The 16,766-nt window shown below is 67.9% G+C and carries 18 protein-coding genes; 10 read left to right on the top strand and 8 right to left on the bottom strand.

Going from position 1 to position 16,766, the window contains the following annotated elements; genetic code table 11:
- The first annotated feature begins 9 nt into the window (after nt 1-9).
- From GXW79_RS09760 to GXW79_RS09735, 6 genes are all read left to right on the top strand, one after another.
- The gene (locus GXW79_RS09760) at nt 10-846 is read left to right on the top strand and encodes an ABC transporter permease (protein WP_211874193.1); all 837 of its coding nucleotides are present in this window, start codon (nt 10-12) and stop codon (nt 844-846) included.
- A gap of 3 nt (nt 847-849) precedes the next feature.
- Nucleotides 850-1,653, top strand: coding sequence for an ABC transporter permease (locus GXW79_RS09755; protein ID WP_211874192.1), 804 nt, complete (start codon nt 850-852; stop codon nt 1,651-1,653).
- Between the two features lie 71 nt (nt 1,654-1,724).
- A complete protein-coding gene (locus GXW79_RS09750; protein WP_211874191.1) occupies nt 1,725-2,744 on the top strand; it encodes an ABC transporter substrate-binding protein in 1,020 nt (339 codons plus the stop codon).
- The gene (locus tag GXW79_RS09745) at nt 2,741-3,514 is read left to right on the top strand and encodes an ABC transporter ATP-binding protein (RefSeq protein WP_246503870.1); all 774 of its coding nucleotides are present in this window, start codon (nt 2,741-2,743) and stop codon (nt 3,512-3,514) included. Before GXW79_RS09750 ends, GXW79_RS09745 begins: the two co-directional genes overlap by 4 nt.
- Nucleotides 3,511-4,374, top strand: coding sequence for an ABC transporter permease (locus GXW79_RS09740; RefSeq protein ID WP_367614866.1), 864 nt, complete (start codon nt 3,511-3,513; stop codon nt 4,372-4,374). Before GXW79_RS09745 ends, GXW79_RS09740 begins: the two co-directional genes overlap by 4 nt.
- Nucleotides 4,371-5,696, top strand: a complete 1,326-nt coding sequence (locus GXW79_RS09735; protein WP_211874190.1) for a cytosine deaminase — start codon at nt 4,371-4,373, stop codon at nt 5,694-5,696. Before GXW79_RS09740 ends, GXW79_RS09735 begins: the two co-directional genes overlap by 4 nt.
- Before the next feature lie 80 nt (nt 5,697-5,776).
- Here the strand turns inward: GXW79_RS09735 and GXW79_RS09730 are convergent, their stop codons facing one another.
- Complete coding sequence (locus tag GXW79_RS09730) at nt 5,777-6,010, bottom strand: CsbD family protein (RefSeq protein ID WP_456315829.1); 234 nt, start codon at nt 6,008-6,010, stop codon at nt 5,777-5,779.
- Nucleotides 6,011-6,049: 39 nt separating this feature from the next.
- On the bottom strand, nt 6,050-6,772 hold the full coding sequence (locus tag GXW79_RS09725; RefSeq protein ID WP_211874189.1) for a response regulator: 723 nt from the start codon (nt 6,770-6,772) through the stop codon (nt 6,050-6,052).
- 160 nt (nt 6,773-6,932) lie between these two features.
- Here GXW79_RS09725 and GXW79_RS09720 point away from each other — a divergent pair, with 160 nt between their 5' ends.
- The 3 genes from GXW79_RS09720 to GXW79_RS09710 all read left to right on the top strand — a co-directional run bounded on the left by GXW79_RS09720 (nt 6,933) and on the right by GXW79_RS09710 (nt 9,549).
- Entirely contained in the window at nt 6,933-7,583 is a 651-nt protein-coding gene (locus GXW79_RS09720) for a sigma-70 family RNA polymerase sigma factor (protein ID WP_211874251.1), read from the top strand.
- 38 nt (nt 7,584-7,621) lie between these two features.
- Nucleotides 7,622-7,783 (top strand): NepR family anti-sigma factor, encoded by a 162-nt coding sequence (locus GXW79_RS09715; RefSeq protein ID WP_456315830.1) that lies wholly within the window; start codon nt 7,622-7,624, stop codon nt 7,781-7,783.
- A gap of 104 nt (nt 7,784-7,887) precedes the next feature.
- Nucleotides 7,888-9,549 carry a sensor histidine kinase gene (locus GXW79_RS09710; RefSeq protein WP_211874188.1) on the top strand — a complete coding sequence of 554 codons (1,662 nt, stop codon included), beginning with the start codon at nt 7,888-7,890 and terminating at the stop codon, nt 9,547-9,549.
- Nucleotides 9,550-9,600: 51 nt separating this feature from the next.
- Here GXW79_RS09710 and GXW79_RS09705 read toward each other — a convergent pair whose 3' ends face one another.
- From GXW79_RS09705 to GXW79_RS09680, 6 genes are all read right to left on the bottom strand, one after another.
- Nucleotides 9,601-10,383: a succinate dehydrogenase iron-sulfur subunit gene (locus GXW79_RS09705; protein WP_211874187.1), complete on the bottom strand. Its 783-nt coding sequence runs from the start codon at nt 10,381-10,383 to the stop codon at nt 9,601-9,603.
- A 16-nt stretch (nt 10,384-10,399) separates the two neighbouring features.
- Nucleotides 10,400-12,214 (bottom strand): succinate dehydrogenase flavoprotein subunit, encoded by a 1,815-nt coding sequence (sdhA, locus tag GXW79_RS09700; protein WP_211874186.1) that lies wholly within the window; start codon nt 12,212-12,214, stop codon nt 10,400-10,402.
- A 103-nt stretch (nt 12,215-12,317) separates the two neighbouring features.
- Complete coding sequence (gene sdhD, locus GXW79_RS09695; RefSeq protein ID WP_211874185.1) at nt 12,318-12,704, bottom strand: succinate dehydrogenase, hydrophobic membrane anchor protein; 387 nt, start codon at nt 12,702-12,704, stop codon at nt 12,318-12,320.
- 2 nt (nt 12,705-12,706) lie between these two features.
- Nucleotides 12,707-13,153: a succinate dehydrogenase, cytochrome b556 subunit gene (sdhC, locus tag GXW79_RS09690; RefSeq protein WP_211874184.1), complete on the bottom strand. Its 447-nt coding sequence runs from the start codon at nt 13,151-13,153 to the stop codon at nt 12,707-12,709.
- 150 nt (nt 13,154-13,303) lie between these two features.
- A complete protein-coding gene (locus GXW79_RS09685; protein ID WP_211874183.1) occupies nt 13,304-13,708 on the bottom strand; it encodes a DUF350 domain-containing protein in 405 nt (134 codons plus the stop codon).
- The gene (locus tag GXW79_RS09680) at nt 13,705-14,823 is read right to left on the bottom strand and encodes a glutathionylspermidine synthase family protein (protein ID WP_211874182.1); all 1,119 of its coding nucleotides are present in this window, start codon (nt 14,821-14,823) and stop codon (nt 13,705-13,707) included. The genes GXW79_RS09685 and GXW79_RS09680 overlap by 4 nt, the downstream gene beginning before the upstream one ends.
- A 671-nt stretch (nt 14,824-15,494) precedes the next feature.
- Here GXW79_RS09680 and GXW79_RS09675 point away from each other — a divergent pair.
- Complete coding sequence (locus GXW79_RS09675; RefSeq protein WP_211874181.1) at nt 15,495-16,736, top strand: MFS transporter; 1,242 nt, start codon at nt 15,495-15,497, stop codon at nt 16,734-16,736.
- The last annotated feature ends 30 nt before the right edge of the window (nt 16,737-16,766 follow it).

The raw sequence follows: 16,766 nt of genomic DNA, 5'->3' as shown, positions 1-16,766 counted from the left end.
GGAGAGTTGATGCGCGCCTGGTTCCTTGCGGCCCCGCTTGCGCTGGTGCTCGCGGCCTTCCTGCTGGTGCCGCTCGCCATGCTCGTGGCGGTGAGCTTCTACGATTACGACAGCTTCCGACTCATCCCCGATTTCGTCACCACGAACTACGTTGAGGTGTTCGGGTCGATGGTGACCTGGCGCACCTACGGCAAGACCTTCTTCTTCGCCGGCATAACCTGGGCCATCACCCTGCTGGTGGGATTCTGGGTGGCCTACTACCTGGCCTTCGTGGTGGAAGGGACCGGCAAGCGGACGGTGCTGTTCCTGCTCTGCACCATCCCGTTCTGGACCTCGAACCTGATCCGCATGATCGCCTGGGTGCCCTTCCTCGGGCGCAACGGGCTCGCCAATCGCGCGCTGCAGGGCGCGGGCATCACCGACCAGCCGCTGGAGTTCCTGCTCTTCTCGGAATTCGCCGTCGTGCTGGCCTTCGTGCACCTCTACACGCTGTTCATGGTGGTGCCGATCTTCAACACCATGATGCGCGTGGACCGCCGCCTGATCGAGGCCGCGGTCGATGCGGGGGCCGGATTCTGGCGCGTGTTGTGGTTCGTGATCCTGCCGCTGTGCAAGCCGGGGATCGCCATCGGCAGCATTTTCGTCATCGTGCTGGTGATGGGCGATTTCGTCACCGTGCGGCTGATGAGCGGCGGGCAGTCCGCCTCGGTCGGGCTCATGATCAGCAACCAGATCTCGCTGCTGCAATACCCCGCCGCGGCCGCCAATGCGGTGGTGCTGCTGATCGTGGTGCTGATGATGGTGGCCGCCATCCTGCGCATCGTCGATATCCGGAAGGAGCTGTAGGCGATGCCGGGGCGTCTGGGGCGAGGGTTGCTGACGGCGCTGTTCGTGGCCTTCGTGCTGTTCCTCTACGGGCCGACGCTCACCATCGTGGTGCTGTCCTTCCAGGGGCCGGATGGCGGGCTGACCTTCCCGATGAACGGCGTGTCGCTGCATTGGTTCCGGCGGCTGTTCGAGCGCCAGGCGGTGGGCGATTTCGGCGCCTCGATCACGCGCTCCCTCGCACTCGCCGCCATGGTGACGTTGGCGACGGTGGTGATCTCGCTGGCGGCGGGAATGGCGTTCCGGCGTCGCTTCGTGGGCTCGGCAGCGCTGTTTTACCTCACCATCACGAGCCTGATCTTGCCCTCGATCCTGGTCGGGCTCGGCATCGGGCTCGCCTTCAACCAGGCGGAGATCGACACGCATTGGTGGGGCTCCGCACTGGGGGCGCAGCTCACCTGGACGCTGCCGTTTGGCCTGCTGATCATGCTCGCTGTGTTCAACCGCTTCGACGGCGCTTGGGAGGAAGCGGCGCGCGACCTCGGCGCGACATCGTGGCAGAGCTTCGCCCATGTGGTGCTGCCGATCGTGGCCCCCAGCGTCATCGGCATCGCGCTGTTCGGCTTCACTTTGTCCTTCGACGAATTCGCCCGCACGATGCTGACCGCGGGCACCGACAACACGCTTCCGCTGGAAATTCTCGGCATGACGACGACGGTGACGACGCCCGTCCTTTACGCACTCGGCACGGCGAGCACGCTGGTCTCGTTCCTCGCAATCGGCCTGGCCCTGGCGCTGCTGTGGCGCGCGCGACGCCAGCGAGCATGAACATGGTTGGGCCGGCCCTGCGGGTCGTGCCAGGATGTGCACGTCGGTCGACCAGCGGGACGGGGAACGCGATGCGCACACGCTACAGGATCCAACGACGCGCGCTGCTCGGTGGCGGCGTCGGCGTCGCCCTTGCGGCGGTGCCCGGCACGCGCGTGCCGGTCGCGCAATCGCTGGACCGGGTGAGCTTCCAGACCAATTGGCGCGCCCAGGCCGAGCATGGCGGGCACTATCAGGCGGTCACCGCCGGCATCTACCGCCGCCACGGCATCGAGTGCGATCTGCGCATGGGCGGCCCGCAGCAGAACCCGGTGCAGCTGCTGCTCGCGGGGCGCGTGGACTTCATCATGTCCAACGGTTTCCAGGCGCTGAACTACGTGCGCGAGAACCTGCCCTTCCTCACCGTCGCCGCGACGATGCAGAAGGACCCGCAGGTGCTGATGACCCATGAGGGCAACGGCATCAACAGCTTCGAGGATATGCGCGGCAAGCCGATGCTGATCGGCGCCGGCGGCCGGGTGACCTACTGGCCCTTCCTGCGCACGCGCTTCGGCTTCACCGATGAGCAGATCCGCCCCTACACCTTCAACCTCGGGCCGTTCATGGCCGACCGGAACGCGATCCAGCAGGGTTTTGTGACCTCCGAGCCCTTCGCCGCGCAGCAGGCCGGGGCGCGGCCGCGCGTCTTTCTGCTCGCCGATGCGGGGTACGAGAACTACCAGCAGACGATCGACGTCTCCCAGCGCATGGTCAACGAGAAGGCGGATCTCGTGCAGCGCTTCGTCAACGCCACCATCGAAGGCTGGGCGCAGTACATCGCAGGGCAGGACGTCGCGGCCGCGAATGCGCGCATCAAGGCCGACAATCCCGAGATGGACGATGCGCGCATCGCCTATGCGGCACGCATGATGAACGAGCGGGGCATCATCAAGAGCGGCGACGCCGACACGCTCGGCATCGGCGCAATGACGGATGCGCGCTGGGCCAGCTTCTACAATGGCATGTCGCGTGCGGGTCTCTATCCGCCGGCGCTCGACATCCGGCGCGGCTACACGACGCGCTTCGTCAACCAGCGCGTCGGCCTCGCTTGAGCGGGTCGGCGCTGGTCGCGCTCCGCGGGGTCGGCAAGCGCTACGCGACCGGGACGGTGGCGGTCCAGGGTGTCGACTTGACCATCGCGGAGGGGGAATTCCTCGCACTTCTGGGCCCTTCGGGCTGCGGCAAGTCGACCCTGCTGCGCATGATCGCCGGCCTCGACACCGCGACCGCCGGAACCATCGGATGGCCGCGCAGCGGGCATGATGCGCGCGGCGAGCCCGCGCGCGACATCGGCTTCGTGTTCCAGGAACCGACCCTGATGCCTTGGGCCAGCGCGCTTGCCAATGTGGCGCTGCCGCTTTCACTCGCTGGCGTCGCGACGCGCGAAGCCGAGGCGCGCGCGGCCCAGGCGCTGGGCAATGTCGGCCTGGCCGGCTTCGAACGCGCCTTCCCGCGGGCTCTGTCGGGGGGGATGAAGATGCGCGTCTCCATCGCCCGCGCGCTGGTCACCAGGCCACGGCTGCTGCTGATGGACGAGCCCTTCGCCGCACTCGACGAGATCACGCGCCACCGCCTGAACAACGACCTGCTGGCGCTGTGGGAGCGCGAGCGGTTCACCGCCATCTTCGTCACGCATTCCACTTTCGAGAGCGTCTACCTGGCGCAGCGCATCATCGTCATGGCCGCGCGCCCCGGGCGCGTCGCGGCCGAGATTGCGGTCAATGCCGGCTATCCCCGCGGGGAGATCTATCGCACCTCGGCCGAGTACGCCGGGCACTGCCGCGCGGTGTCCGAGCGGCTGGGCGAGGCAATGGCCGCATGAGCCAGATTTCCGCATCCGAGAAGGCCGAGGCGGCCGCGCTGGCGGAGCCGACGGAGCGCGCGGTCCTGGGCCTCACGCCCTCGATGTGGCTGCGCATCCTGGCCCCCGCGATCCTGGGCCTTATCTTTCTCGGCGCCTGGGAAGTGCTGGTGCGGGTGCGCGAGATCCCTCCCTACATCCTGCCCGGCCCGCTCGCGATCGGTCGCGCGCTGGCAGCCGATTGGGCGTCGCTCGCGGTCTCGCTGTGGGTGACGCTGCAGATCACCTTCGCCGCGCTGGTCATGGCCGCGGTGCTGGGGCTCGTGCTCGCGGTGCTGTTCGCGCAGTCGCGGGTGATCGAGCTGTCGCTCTACCCCTACGCCGTGATTTTGCAGGTGACGCCGATCGTCGCCATCGCGCCGCTCATCATCATCTGGGTGGACGACATCCGGGTGGCGCTGCTGATCTGCGCCTGGATCGTGGCGTTTTTCCCGGTGCTGTCGAACACCACGCTCGGGCTCAATTCCTGCGACCGCAACCTCGAGGACCTGTTCCGGCTGTATCGCGCCAATCGCTGGCAGGTGCTGTGGCGACTGCGGCTGCCGACGGCGATGCCATATTTCCTGGCCGGGCTGCGCATTTCCGGCGGCTTGGCGCTGATCGGCGCCATCGTCGCTGAATTCGTGGCCGGCACGGGCGGCACCGCCTCGGGCCTCGCCTACCGGATCCTGGAGGCGGGGTACCAGCTGCAGATCCCGCGCATGTTCGCCGCCCTGGTGCTGGTGTCGGGGACCGGGATCGTGATCTTCGTGGCGCTGTCGCTGGTCTCGCACCTGCTGCTGCGGCGCTGGCATGAAAGTGCTGTCGAGAGGCGGCGATGAGGCAGGCGTTGAGGCAAGCGGGGTCGCGCTTCTGGCTGCGTGACGCCAGGGCGCCCGTGGTCGTCTGCGGGCCGGTCCAAGGACCGCGCGACGAGGATGGACTCGTCCGCCTCGACATCCGGATCGAGGATGGCCGCATTGCCGCGCTCGCGCCGGCGGGCACGGCGCATGAAGGCGTGAGACTCGATGGCGGCCAGGTCTGGCCGGGCTTTGTCGATGGCCACACCCATCTGGACAAGGGCCATATCTGGCCGCGTCGGCGCAATCCCACCGGGGATTTCGCCGGCGCCATCGCCGCCGCGACCCAGGATCGCGCCGCCTGGACCGAGGCCGATATCGAAGCGCGCTTCGACTGGGGCCTTCGCGCGGCCTATGCCCACGGGACGATGGCGATCCGCACCCATCTCGAAAGCGACGACGTGCGCAATCCGCAATCCTGGCGGGTGTTCGCGCGGCTTCGGGACCGCTGGGCCGGTCGCATCACGTTGCAGGCCAGCTCGATCGCGCCGCTCGACCGCTTTGCGGGCGAGGACGGTACCATGCTCGCGGATCTGGTCGCGCGGACCGGCGCGGCCCTGGGCATGGTGACGCGGCTGACCGGTGGCGTGCACGAGGCGCTGCCGGCCGAGTTCCAGCCCATGCTCGACAACTTCTTCGCGCTCGCGGAGGCGCGCGGCCTAGACCTCGACCTGCATGTGGATGAAAGCGGGGAAAGTGGGGCGCGCGCCTTGCGGGAGATTGCGCTGACGGCGCTGCGGCGCGGCTTCAAGGGCCGCATCCAGTGCGGCCATTGCTGCGCCCTCTCCGTTCAGCCCGAGGCGTTCGCCGTCGAGACCATCCGGCTATGCGCCGAGGCCGGCATCGGCATCATCGTGCTGCCGATGTGCAACATGTACCTGCAGGATCGCCGCGCCGGACGCACGCCGCGCTGGCGTGGCGTCACGCTGGTGCATGAGTTCGAAGCCGCCGGCGTGCCGGTGTCGCTGGCGTCGGATAATTGCCGTGATCCGTTCTACGCCTATGGCGACCACGACATGGTGGAGGTTTATTGCGAATCGACGCGCACCCTGCACCTGGACCATCCGGTCGACGCCTGGCCGCGCGCGGTCGGTGCAACCCCGGCGCGGGCGATGGGCCTGGAGAAAGCCGGCCTGATCGAAGTCGGGGCAGCCGCGGACCTGGTCCTGATGCGCGCCCGGACCATGAGCGAGTTCCTGTCGCGACCGCAGGGCGACCGAACCGTGCTGCGCGCAGGCCGCATCCTGGACGCCGTGCCGCCCGACTGGCGCGAGCTCGATCCGGTCGTAGGCGCGCCGCCTTAGGCGAAGCCGACAAAAAAACGGGGGCATGTCGCCATGCCCCCGCCTTCCTCGTCACCGGTGCCGAAGCGCCGGCCAAGCCATCACTTGTTGGCGGATTCCCAGGTGGCGAGCTGCTCTTCCGCCTGTTCCTTGGTGATGCCGTAGCGCTCCTGGACCTTGCCCAGCAGCTGGTCGCGCTGCCCGCCGATGACCGCCAGGTCGTCGTCGGTGAGCTTGCCCCACTGTTCACGCACCTTGCCGGTCATCTGCTTCCAATTGCCGGCGATCTGATCCCAGTTCATCGCATTCTCCTTGCCCGGCGCGAGATGCGCCATGCCCGAAGAACACGAGACCGGCTGCGCGGTTGCCCGCGATTAGGCCAGCGGCGAGCGGCCCGCGGTCACCGCCTGGTAGGTGGCAATCGCCAGTGCCAGCGGCTCGAACGGCTTGGAGATGATGAAGGCGGGCTCGATGCCTTCGGAGGTCAGCAACCGCTCGGGATAGGCGGTCACGAAGATCACCGGGACCTTCAGGGTCTGCAGGATGCGCGACACCGCGACGCTGCCGTCGCCGCCGCGCCCGAGGTTGATGTCGGCGAGGATCAGCCCCGGCGGGGAGGCGGCGGCGATGCGCACCGCATCGGCCTCGCTCGCGGCGACACCCACCACCCGGTGGCCGCAGGCCTCGACCAGGCGTTGCACATCCATCGCGATGATGGGCTCATCCTCGATGACCAGCACGTCAGTCGCGGTCACGGTCCGCAGCGTCGCGCGCGCCGCGTCGGCTTCGGCCAGGGCCAAGTTGGAGTCGATGCCAAGCACCAGCGCGGCCTCGTCGGAGCTGAGATCCTCGAGCGCCATCAGCAGCAGCAACTGCCGCTGCCGGCTGGTGAGCGCATCCTTCGCATGGTCGCGCTTGGGCGCTGCGCGAACGATGGCGGCATAGAGAGCGAGGCGCGCGGGCAACTCCGGCAAGGGCGAACGCAACGCCTCGGCGACGAGGGCGTCGCCCGAGGGTTGCTCGCCGGTGATAGCGCGGGCAAAACGACGCGCCTGCGGTAGAACGCGAAGCAACTCACTGGGGGAAACCGCGTTCATCCTGAGCCCTGTCTGCTGATGTCGTTAGCCTGAACGGATTTCTCCGCAACGCCGCGGCGCTTATATGGTTGCCTGCACGCGTTGCTCAGAAAACATAGAACCCGTGGGGACACAAGAATCCGTGATGCAACCTTCTCGTTCCGCCATGCATTATGCGCGCATGGAACATGACAGCGAAATCCTCCCCCGGTCACCCGATGCCCAGGCGACGGAGCCGGAGTTCTCATTCCACAATGCCTTGGTGGCCGCGCTGCCCCGTCTTCGGGTCCAGGCGCTTTCGCTGACGCGCAACCGCGCAGATGCGGACGACCTTGTCCAGGCGGCAGTGACGAATGCGCTGTCCGCGCAGGGAAGCTTCACGCCGGGGACAAATTTCCAGGCGTGGATGTTCCGCATCCTAAGGAACCGCTTCCTGTCCGACCGTCGTCGCAACCGGGACACCATCGAGATCGACGAGGCGCCGCCGGCCTCCGTGGCGCGTCCCGCGGGCCAGGAGCATAGCTTGGCCCTTGCCGAGCTGCGCTGCCAGATGGCGCGCCTGCCCGCCGACCAGCGCACCGCGCTTGTGATGGTGTCGTTGCAGGGCATGTCCTACGAGGATGTGGCCGAGGCGATGGGTTGCGCGGTGGGCACCGCCAAGTGCCGCGTGTTCCGGGCGCGCCGCCAGCTCGAGATCTGGATGCTCGGTGAGGGCGAAGGGCGTCGTTCGCCTGCCCGCGCACGTAATGCTGGCGTTTCCCAGGCCCAGCGCGGTAGGACATCCGGTGACCGTCACGCGACCGTGGCGGAGGACAGTCAACCGCGGATGTGATGGACGAGCCGGACGATAAGAAGCCTTCGGATGAAATCATGCGGGCTCAAGAAAGAGTTCCTGGTGGCACGCGGCGCGTGCCTGAGGCAGCCTTCGACCTCTGGTTGAGGCGGGGGCTGCACCAGCTCTATGACGATGTGGCGAACGAAGCCATTCCGCCCGAGTTGCTCCAGCTGATCGAGCAGGATCGTAGAAAATGATGGCTGATGGGTCGGTGGATGCCGGCCCGCCTCAGCCGCCTGAAGCGCCCATGCAGCCCACGGGTCGCTGGCGGTTTTTTCGTGGCGTCCGCGGGCGGCTCCTCATGCTTGTCGCCATCGCGACCATTCCTGTTCTCGGCACAGCGGGTGGTCACGCGTGGGTGAACTACGATCGCGCGCGCGATTTCGCCAGGCAGACGGCGCTCGTCATCCGCGAGGGTGCCGTGGCGCGGCAGGCGGCGATGTTGGACACGACCGAGGAAATGCTGGACGGGCTCGCGCGCCGGACGGATTTGCTGGTTGCCCCGACCGAGACCTGTGTGGCGACCATGCAGTCGCTGCTCAACCTGTTCCGCGACCGCTATACGAACCTCTGGCTCATGGACAAGGACGGCAAGCTGCTGTGCAGCGCGCTGCCGGCCCCGGTTGGTCGCGACCTGTCGATGACCCGCACCTACCAGGCACCGGTCGCCGCCCGCCGTTTCGCCCTCGCTGAGTTCATCGACGGGGAATTGAGCGGTCGGGCGGTGATGCCGGCGGCCAGCCCGATGATCGCGGCCGACGGGTCATTGCAGGGTGTCGTCGCGGCTTCCGTCCTGCTTGATTACCTCGCGACCCCGTCGCGACAGAATGCCGGCACGGCGGCCTACGATGCCTGGCTCATGGATCGGCGCGGCACTACCCTCGCGATCACCAATGCCGGGGCTTCGGTGCTCCCCTCGTTGAGCCAGCTCGCGACGCTGCAGAGCGAGGGGTCGATGATCGAGGGCCTCTCTGCGGATGGCAACCCGCATCTGTGGTCCATAGCGCTGCTTGCACCCGACCTGCGCATGGTGATCGGGGTGCCAGTCAGCGCGCTCTACGCGGTCGCCGCATCCCAGCTGCGCGACCGGCTGGCCGAGTTGGTCGCCTTCCTCTCGATCTGCGTCGTGGCGATCCTGTTCGGTGCCGAGATCTCAGTGGCGCGCCCGATGCGCCGCCTCGCACGGCGCGTTCATGAATGGACGCCAGGGCAGTTGTTCAAGCCAGCCAGCCGGGCGAGCGATCCGGACGAGGTTGTGGCACTCGATGCCGCGCTGGCCAGCGCGTCTTCGGTGATCGCCGATCGCGAGCAGGCGTTGCGCGCCGCCATCGGCCAGCGCGACCTGCTGATGGCCGAGATCCATCACCGCGTGAAGAACAACCTTCAGATCATCGCGTCGCTGCTGTCCATGCAGGCGGCACGGCTCGAGGAACCACGCGCGAACCTGGAGCTGGGCATCGCGCGCGACCGCGTGCAGGCGCTCGCCACGCTGCACCGGCACCTCTACCTCGACCAGAGCTATCGCAGCATCGCGATGCGCCCATTCCTCGAGGAGCTGTGCCGGCAGCTGGGCGACGCGATGGACCTGCGCAGCGACGACAGGATCACGGTGACGATCGACGCCGACCCGATCGAGATCGCATCCGATTCCGCGATCTCGCTCGCACTGCTGGTCACCGAGGCTGTGAGCAACGCGCTGCGGCACGGCTTCCCCGATGGCCGCCACGGCACCATCGCGGTGTCGTTCAAGCGCGAGGCGGACTCGGCCTTGCTGCGCATCGCCGATGACGGGGTAGGCATCGCCGCGGCGGGCGCGAACAACAAGGGGCTCGGGATGCAGCTGATCCGGGGATTCGCGCAGCACCTGGGCGGCGAGGCGAGCGTCACCCACGCGCATGGCACAGAGATCACCCTGCGCATTCCGCTGGAGCTGGTGACGCCCACCAAAGTGGCCGCCGCCTGAGGTTTAAGTACTACGCCGTGAGGCGCACCGGGGCAGCAGGACCGGGGAGCGTCAGCCCTGGCGTTCGACCATCAGCTGCTTGATCTTGCCGATCGCCTCGGCCGGATTCAGCCCCTTGGGGCAGGTTCGAGTGCAGTTCATGATCGTGTGGCAGCGATAAAGGCGGAAGGGGTCTTCCAGATTGTCCAGCCGCTCGCCGGTGGCCTCGTCGCGGCTATCCGCAATCCAGCGATAGGCCTGCAGCAGGACGGCTGGGCCGAGATAGCGGTCGCCGTTCCACCAGTAGGAGGGGCAGGCGGTGGAGCAGCAGAAGCACAGGATGCATTCCCACATGCCGTCGAGCTTCGCGCGCTCATCCTTGGACTGGCGGCGCTCCGCATCAGGCGGCGGCGGCGTCTCCGATTTCAGCCAGGGCTCGATGGAGCGGAGTTGGGCGTAGATCTGGCTGAGGTCGGGCACCAGGTCCTTCACCACCGGCATGTGAGGCAGGGGGTTGATCCGCACCTCGCCCTTCACATCCTCGATCGGCTTGAGACAGGCGAGCGTGTTCAGCCCGTCGATGTTCATCGCGCAGGAGCCGCAGATGCCCTCGCGGCAGGAGCGGCGGAAGGTGAGCGTCTGGTCGACGTCGTTCTTGATCTGGATCAGCGCGTCCAGGACCATCGGCCCGCACTTGTCGAGGTCGAGCTCGAAGGTGTCGGTGCGGGGATTGGCCTCGGTGTCGGGGTCCCAGCGATAGATCTTGAAGGCGCGGACGTTGGTCGAGCCCGCGGGCGCGGTAAAGGTCTGCCCCTTCTCGATGGTGGAGTTCTTCGGCAGCGTGAAGGTGGCCATGGGGCTGGGGGCTCTCTCAGTACACGCGCGGCTTCGGCGGGAAGACCGAAACCTCATTGGTCAGGGTGCGCATCTTCACGTCGCGATAATCAAGGCGCACATCGCCGCTGGCCGTGTCGTACCAGGCGAGGGTGTGCTTCATCCAGTTCACGTCGTCGCGGTCCGGGTGGTCCTCGTGGCTGTGGGCACCGCGACTTTCGTGCCGCGCCTCCGCACCCACGATCGTGGTCATCGCGTTGCCGAGCAGGTTGTCGAGTTCCAGCGCCTCGACAAGGTCCGAGTTCCAGATCAGCGAGCGGTCCTGCACCTTGAGGTCGGCGAGGCCGGCATGCACGGCCTTCATCTTCGCCACGCCCTCGCGCATCAGGTCGGCGGTGCGGAAGACGGCCGCATGGGTCTGCATGGTGCGCTGCATCTCGACGCGTAGCGTCGAGGTGGAGGTGGCGCCATTGGCGTTGCGCGTGTGGTCCAGACGGTCGAGCCCATTCTCCCCCGCCTTGGGCGGCAGGTTCGGCTGCGAGGCGCCGGGCTTGATCGTCTCGCTGACCCGTTGCGCGGCGGCGCGGCCGAACACGACGAGATCGAGGAGCGAGTTGGTGCCAAGGCGGTTCGCGCCGTGCACCGAAACGCAGGCTGCCTCGCCCACCGCCAGCAGGCCGGGGACCACCCGGTCCTGGTCGGCAGGGGTCGGGTGCAGCACCTCGCAATGGATGTTCGTTGGGATGCCGCCCATGTTGTAGTGCACGGTCGGGAGCATCGGGATCGGCTCCTTCGTCACATCCACGCCGGCGAAAATCTTCGCGGTCTCGGAGATGCCGGGCAGGCGTTCATGCAGCAGCTCGGCGCCGAGGTGCTCGAGGTGCAGGTGAATGTGGTCCTTGAGCGGGCCGACGCCGCGGCCCTCGCGGATTTCCATCGACATCGCACGAGAGACGACGTCGCGCGAGGCCAGGTCCTTCGCGGTCGGGGCGTAGCGCTCCATGAAGCGCTCACCCTCGGAATTGGTGAGGTAGCCGCCTTCGCCGCGCGCGCCCTCGGTGACCAGGCAGCCGGCGCCGTAGATGCCGGTCGGGTGGAATTGCACGAATTCCTGGTCCTGCAGCGGAATGCCCGCGCGCAGCACCATCGCGTTGCCGTCGCCAGTGCAGGTATGCGCCGAGGTGCAGGAGAAATAGGCGCGGCCATAGCCACCCGTCGCCAGCACCGTGCGCTGCGCGCGGAAGCGATGGATGGAGCCATCCTCCAGGCACCAGGCGGTGACGCCGCGGCACACGCCTTCTTCATCCATGATGAGGTCGAGCGCGATGTACTCGATGAAGAACTCGCACTGGTGCTTCAGGGACTGCTGGTAGAGCGTGTGCAGGATGGCATGCCCGGTGCGGTCGGCAGCGGCGCAGGCGCGCATCGCGGGCGTCTTGCCGTAATCCTGCATGTGGCCGCCGAAGGGGCGCTGGTAGATCTTGCCGTCCTCGGTGCGCGAGAACGGCACACCGTAATGCTCGAGCTCGATGATCGCGGGGATCGCCTCGCGGCACATGTATTCGATGGCGTCCTGGTCGCCGAGCCAGTCCGACCCCTTCACGGTGTCGTACATGTGCCAGCGCCAGTCATCCTCGCCCATGTTGCCCAGCGCCGCGCCGACGCCGCCCTGCGCGGCAACCGTGTGGCTGCGCGTGGGGAACACCTTGGTGATGCAGGCGGTCTTCAGCCCCGCGGCACCCATGCCAAAGGTCGCCCGCAGGCCCGCCCCGCCGGCACCCACCACCACCACGTCATAGGTGTGGTCCACGATGCGGTAGGCGCCGTGGCTGGGCTTCGAGATCGCGTTCATCACCGTCTTCCTCGTGAGGCGGGGGCGGAGCAGCCCGCGCGCCTGTCATACGCGACAATTGGTGCGGCGCGGTAAAGGCGTAAGCCCCTCGGCACCGCGGAATTCATCGCAGCGCGATCCGGAGCACCGCGAGGGATGCCATCAGCCACAACAGCGCGCAGAGCCCCTTCACCACCAGCATCACGACGATGCGGCGTGAATCCGGCTTCACGTAATCTTCGATCACCACCTGCAGCCCGGCCGCGGTGTGGTGGAAGCCCGCACCCAGGAAGGCCAGCAACAGCACCGCGTTGAACGGCCGCGCGACCCAGACCTGGGCCTCGGAGAAACCCGCCCCGGCCAGCGACGCCAGCGCGAAGACCAGCCAGATGGTGAGCGGCAGCAGCGCGATCGACGTGACACGCTGCATCCACCAGTGGTGCGTGCCGGACCGCGCCGAGCCCAGGCCGCGCACGCGGCCGAGCGGAGAACGCAGGGAAGGGGTTGCCATGCTCAGATCCAGGCCCCGATGAGAATGATGAGAGTGAGCACCGAAAGCCCCGCCGTACCGGCTATCACCATGCGGCCGCTGCGATAGGTGTTGGGCATGTCGAAACCGTAGCCGGCGTCCCAAACCAGGTGGCGGATGCCCGCCAGCGTGTGGAACCACGCGACGACGATCAGCCCGGCCAGCACCACCCAGCCGATCACCGAGCCCAGGAACCACTGCACGGAGGCAAAGGATGCAGGCCCGCCGGCAAGGGCGGCCAGCCACCACACCAGGAAGATCAGCCCCACCGACCAGGCGATGCCGGTCGCGCGGTTCAGGATAGACAGGGAACTGGTCATCTGCAGCATGTCGTAGACCTGCAAATGCGGGGACAGCGGGCGCACCACCGGCGTGCCATCCGTGCGGCTGCCGATGAAGGTTGCATCCGGCCCGTCTTCGCTGTGGGACATCGCCACGCTCCGCAAAATGGCGGCCCGCGCTGCGCCACCGCGCGCCGGGCCGTCTGTGTGCGCTATCTATGGTGCGCTGCAGGGTAGCGTCAATTCATCGGCCCGAAACGCCGCAGGCCGCATGGCGGCGCCGCGACAACTCGCCCCGGTTCAGGTCGCCATGCAGGCAGCGTTGATCAGGCCGACCGCGACCGACACCGCGGCCTTCAACACCGCCGGCGCCATCTCCCGCCGCTCCTCGATGGCAGCCCGCCACCCCGCTCCGAACAACCGCGTCGCCGCGAAGAAGGCCAGCAGCTGCGCGACCAGCGCCACCAGGCTCCAGACCGCGGCATCGAGCAGATTGGCCGAATGCGCGACCGATGCCGCAATGGCGATCGCGAACCCCAGCATCGCGCCGCCCAGCGCCGTCGCCGCGGCCGCATTGCCCGCGCGGATCAGTGCCAACTCGCTGTGCGGCGTGATGCGCATGTAGACGAGGACAGCGCCCGCAAGCAGCGCCAGCCCCGCGACGAAATGCGTCAGGAACCCCGGCAGGGTCTCAAGGCTGGTCACGTGGCGGTTCCCCCGGTGAATGAATGCGGCACGAAGCGGCTGGTGTCTCGCGTGATCGGGGTCGCATCCTCGCGGATGCCGATGCCGCAGGCCTCGCCCCCGATGATCCAGGATCCGATGACCGGGTAGCGCCCGTCGAACACCGGCAATTCCGCATAGGCCTGGTACAGCTTCGGCTGGTCCGCATAGGGTCCGTCCGTCACGCCGCCGGGTGCGACGATGTTCGCGCCCTCCCGTCCCCACAGCGGCTTCGCCAGCTCCGGCCCGCCCGTCAGCCCCGGCTCCAGATACGCCGCCAGCAAATTCGGGTGGTCAGGATTGAGGTGCCACAGCAGCGACAGGAAGGCCTTCGACGCCGGGATCAGCCGCCACGCCGGCTCGATCCAGCGCGTCCGCGCCGCCGGGATATTGGCCCCAAACGCCTCCCCCAGCAGCCAATCCCAGGGGTAGAGCTTGAACACCGCCGCGATCTCCGCCGCCTCCAGATCGACGAACCGCCGCCCGTCCCAACCAATCTCGTCCAGATGCAAGAACGGCGATTCGATCCCCGCCTGGATCGCCGTGTCGCGCAGATAATCGACCGTCCCGCGATCCTCCGCACTGTCGCGCGCACAGGTGAAATGCACCCGCCCCGGCAAGCCCATCCGAGGCCAGGCCGCGATCAGCGCCTCATGGATCGCATTGAACTGGTCCGCCCCCGAACCCCCGCTCTCCAGCCATTCCCACTGCACCACCGCCGCCTCGAACAGCGCCGTCGGCGTGTCGGCATTGTACTCCAACAACTTCGGCGGCCCCGCCCCATCAAACCGCAAGTCCAACCGCCCATACAGGCTCGGCTCCCGCGCCTCCCAACTGCGCACCACGATCGGCCAGGCCCCATCCGGAATCCCTAGCGGGCCGTTCAACCCCTGCCGCACCGCGAACTCGACCGCCGCCATCGACAGGGCCTCGATCGCATTGGTCGCATCCTCCAACACGTCGATCTCAGCCGCGCCAAATTCGTAATGCGCGGCCTCATCCCAATACGGCTCGCCTGCAATGACCGCGAACGCAAACCCCATCCGCCGAGCACGCTCGCGACGATCGGGGCGCGGGTCGTGCGCGATGCGACGCATCAGGAAGCAAGGCGGGGGGCGCTGCCCCCTCGACCCCCGCCGGGGATCGCGCCGATCCCCGGGCCCCTGCGTGTGTTGGCCCTGGGTTTGGGGAGGGGTGTTCTTGCTTGAAGCGACGGGGTGGGGAGGGGGCGCGTCGCGGGAGTGCCCGTGGCACGGGTGCTCCACGCGCCCCCTCCCCACCCCGGCTCGCCTCCGGCGAGTGCTCCCTCACCAGAACCAAGAACCAACAGATGGAGGTCCAGGATCGACACGATCCTGGCGGGGTCCAGGGGCAGCGCCCCTGGCCTTTCTTCCCGACCCGTCACCCGCCGCTCGCGCCGCGTGCTCCGAAGCCGCCGCGGGAGATGGCGGCGGTGGCGCCCCCGTGGCTGGCGAGGCTGGCTTGTTGGCTGGCGCCGCGGCCGTAGTACCAGGAGCCGAGGTAGACGTGTCCGCCGCTGCTGCGGGCTTGGGATCGGGCGCAGATCTGTTGGGCGTCGGGCCGTTGGGCCGCGGTGGCGGCGCTGCATTCACGGGCGCGGGCGTCTTCGCCGCAGCCTGCGAGGATGATTCCTCCCCCAAGGAGGACCAGGGTGATGGATCGGCTGCGCCTCATGACGCCATGTTAACGGATGCCGCGTTGACGGGAAAGTATTGTCGCACCAGCTTGCGAGCAGGAGAATTCGACCATGTCCGCCCCTGCCGAAGTGTCTGACGACCCGCCTGGCGCTGCGCTGCGCGACGTGCGTGTGCTGGGGCTGATCGGGACAGGGCATTTCCTGTCCCATTTCTACATGTTGTGCTTGGCGCCGTTGTTCCCGGTGTGGCGGGACGAGTTCGGGGTGAGCTATGGCGCGCTCGGACTTGTGATTGCGCTGATGAGTGCGACGACGGGGCTGTTGCAGACGCCGGTGGGCTTTTGGGTCGACCGCTACGGGGCGCGGCGGTTTCTGGTGGGCGGTACGCTGCTGATGGCGCTGTCGATCTCGGCGATGGCGTTCGCGCCGGGGTATTGGGCCCTGCTGGTGCTGGCGATCGTGTCGGGGATTGGCAACAGCGTCATCCACCCGGCGGATTATGCGATCCTGACGGGGTCGGTGCGGTCGTCCTTCATGGGGCGGGCGTTTTCGGTGCACACCTTCACCGGCAACCTCGGCTTCATGATGGCGCCGATCGTCATCGGCTTGTTGAGCAGCGTGATGGATTGGCGCGGGTCGCTGTTGCTGGTGGGCATGCTGGGGCTGCCGGTGGTGGCGGGCATCCTGTGGCAGAGCAACGTGCTGAAGGAGCAGGCGCGCCCACGCAAGGAAGGCGGCATGGGCGGGCGGGAGCTGTTGCTGTCGCGCACGATGCTGAGTTTCTTCGGCTTCTTCATGCTCTCCGCGATGGCGGGGTCGGGCGTGCAGTCGTTCATTGTGACGGTGATGGCGGAGCTGTGGGGCATGCCGGTCGCGTTGGGCGGCCTGGTGCTCACCGGCTACATGGTGGGGGCGACGGGTGGGACGCTCGTCGGCGGATGGATCGCGGATACGACCAAGCGCAACCTGATCGGCATCGTCACGCTGCTCACGCTCGGGTCGATGGCGATGCTGCTGGCCCTGGGCCTGGTGGCGATGCCGGGTTGGCTGGCGATGGGCGTGGCCCTGGTGGGCGGGCTGGCGCTGGGCACCTCGCGCACGCCGCGCGACCTGATGCTGAAGGACGCGTCGCCGCCGGGCGAGGTGGGCAAGGTGTTCGGCTTCGTCTCGGCGGGGCTGCCGCTGGGCGGAGCGATCATGCCGGTGCCGCTCGGGCTGCTCATCGATGCGGGCTATCCGGTCCTGGTGCTGCCGGTCGTGGCGGGCGTGCTGGGGTTGTCGTTGCTCTGCGCGGGCAATGCACAGGGCGCGCGAGTGCCAGCCCCCGCGGCGAAGGTGCAGCCGGCCGAATAGGGCGAGCGTCGACAGCTGTGATGCCGGTTT

The sequence above is a fragment of the Plastoroseomonas arctica genome, from assembly GCF_018128965.1.
Lineage (GTDB): Bacteria > Pseudomonadota > Alphaproteobacteria > Acetobacterales > Acetobacteraceae > Plastoroseomonas > Plastoroseomonas arctica.
The sequence above is the reverse complement of the archived record's forward strand: the minus strand, read 5'-3'. Positions and strand labels throughout refer to the sequence as shown.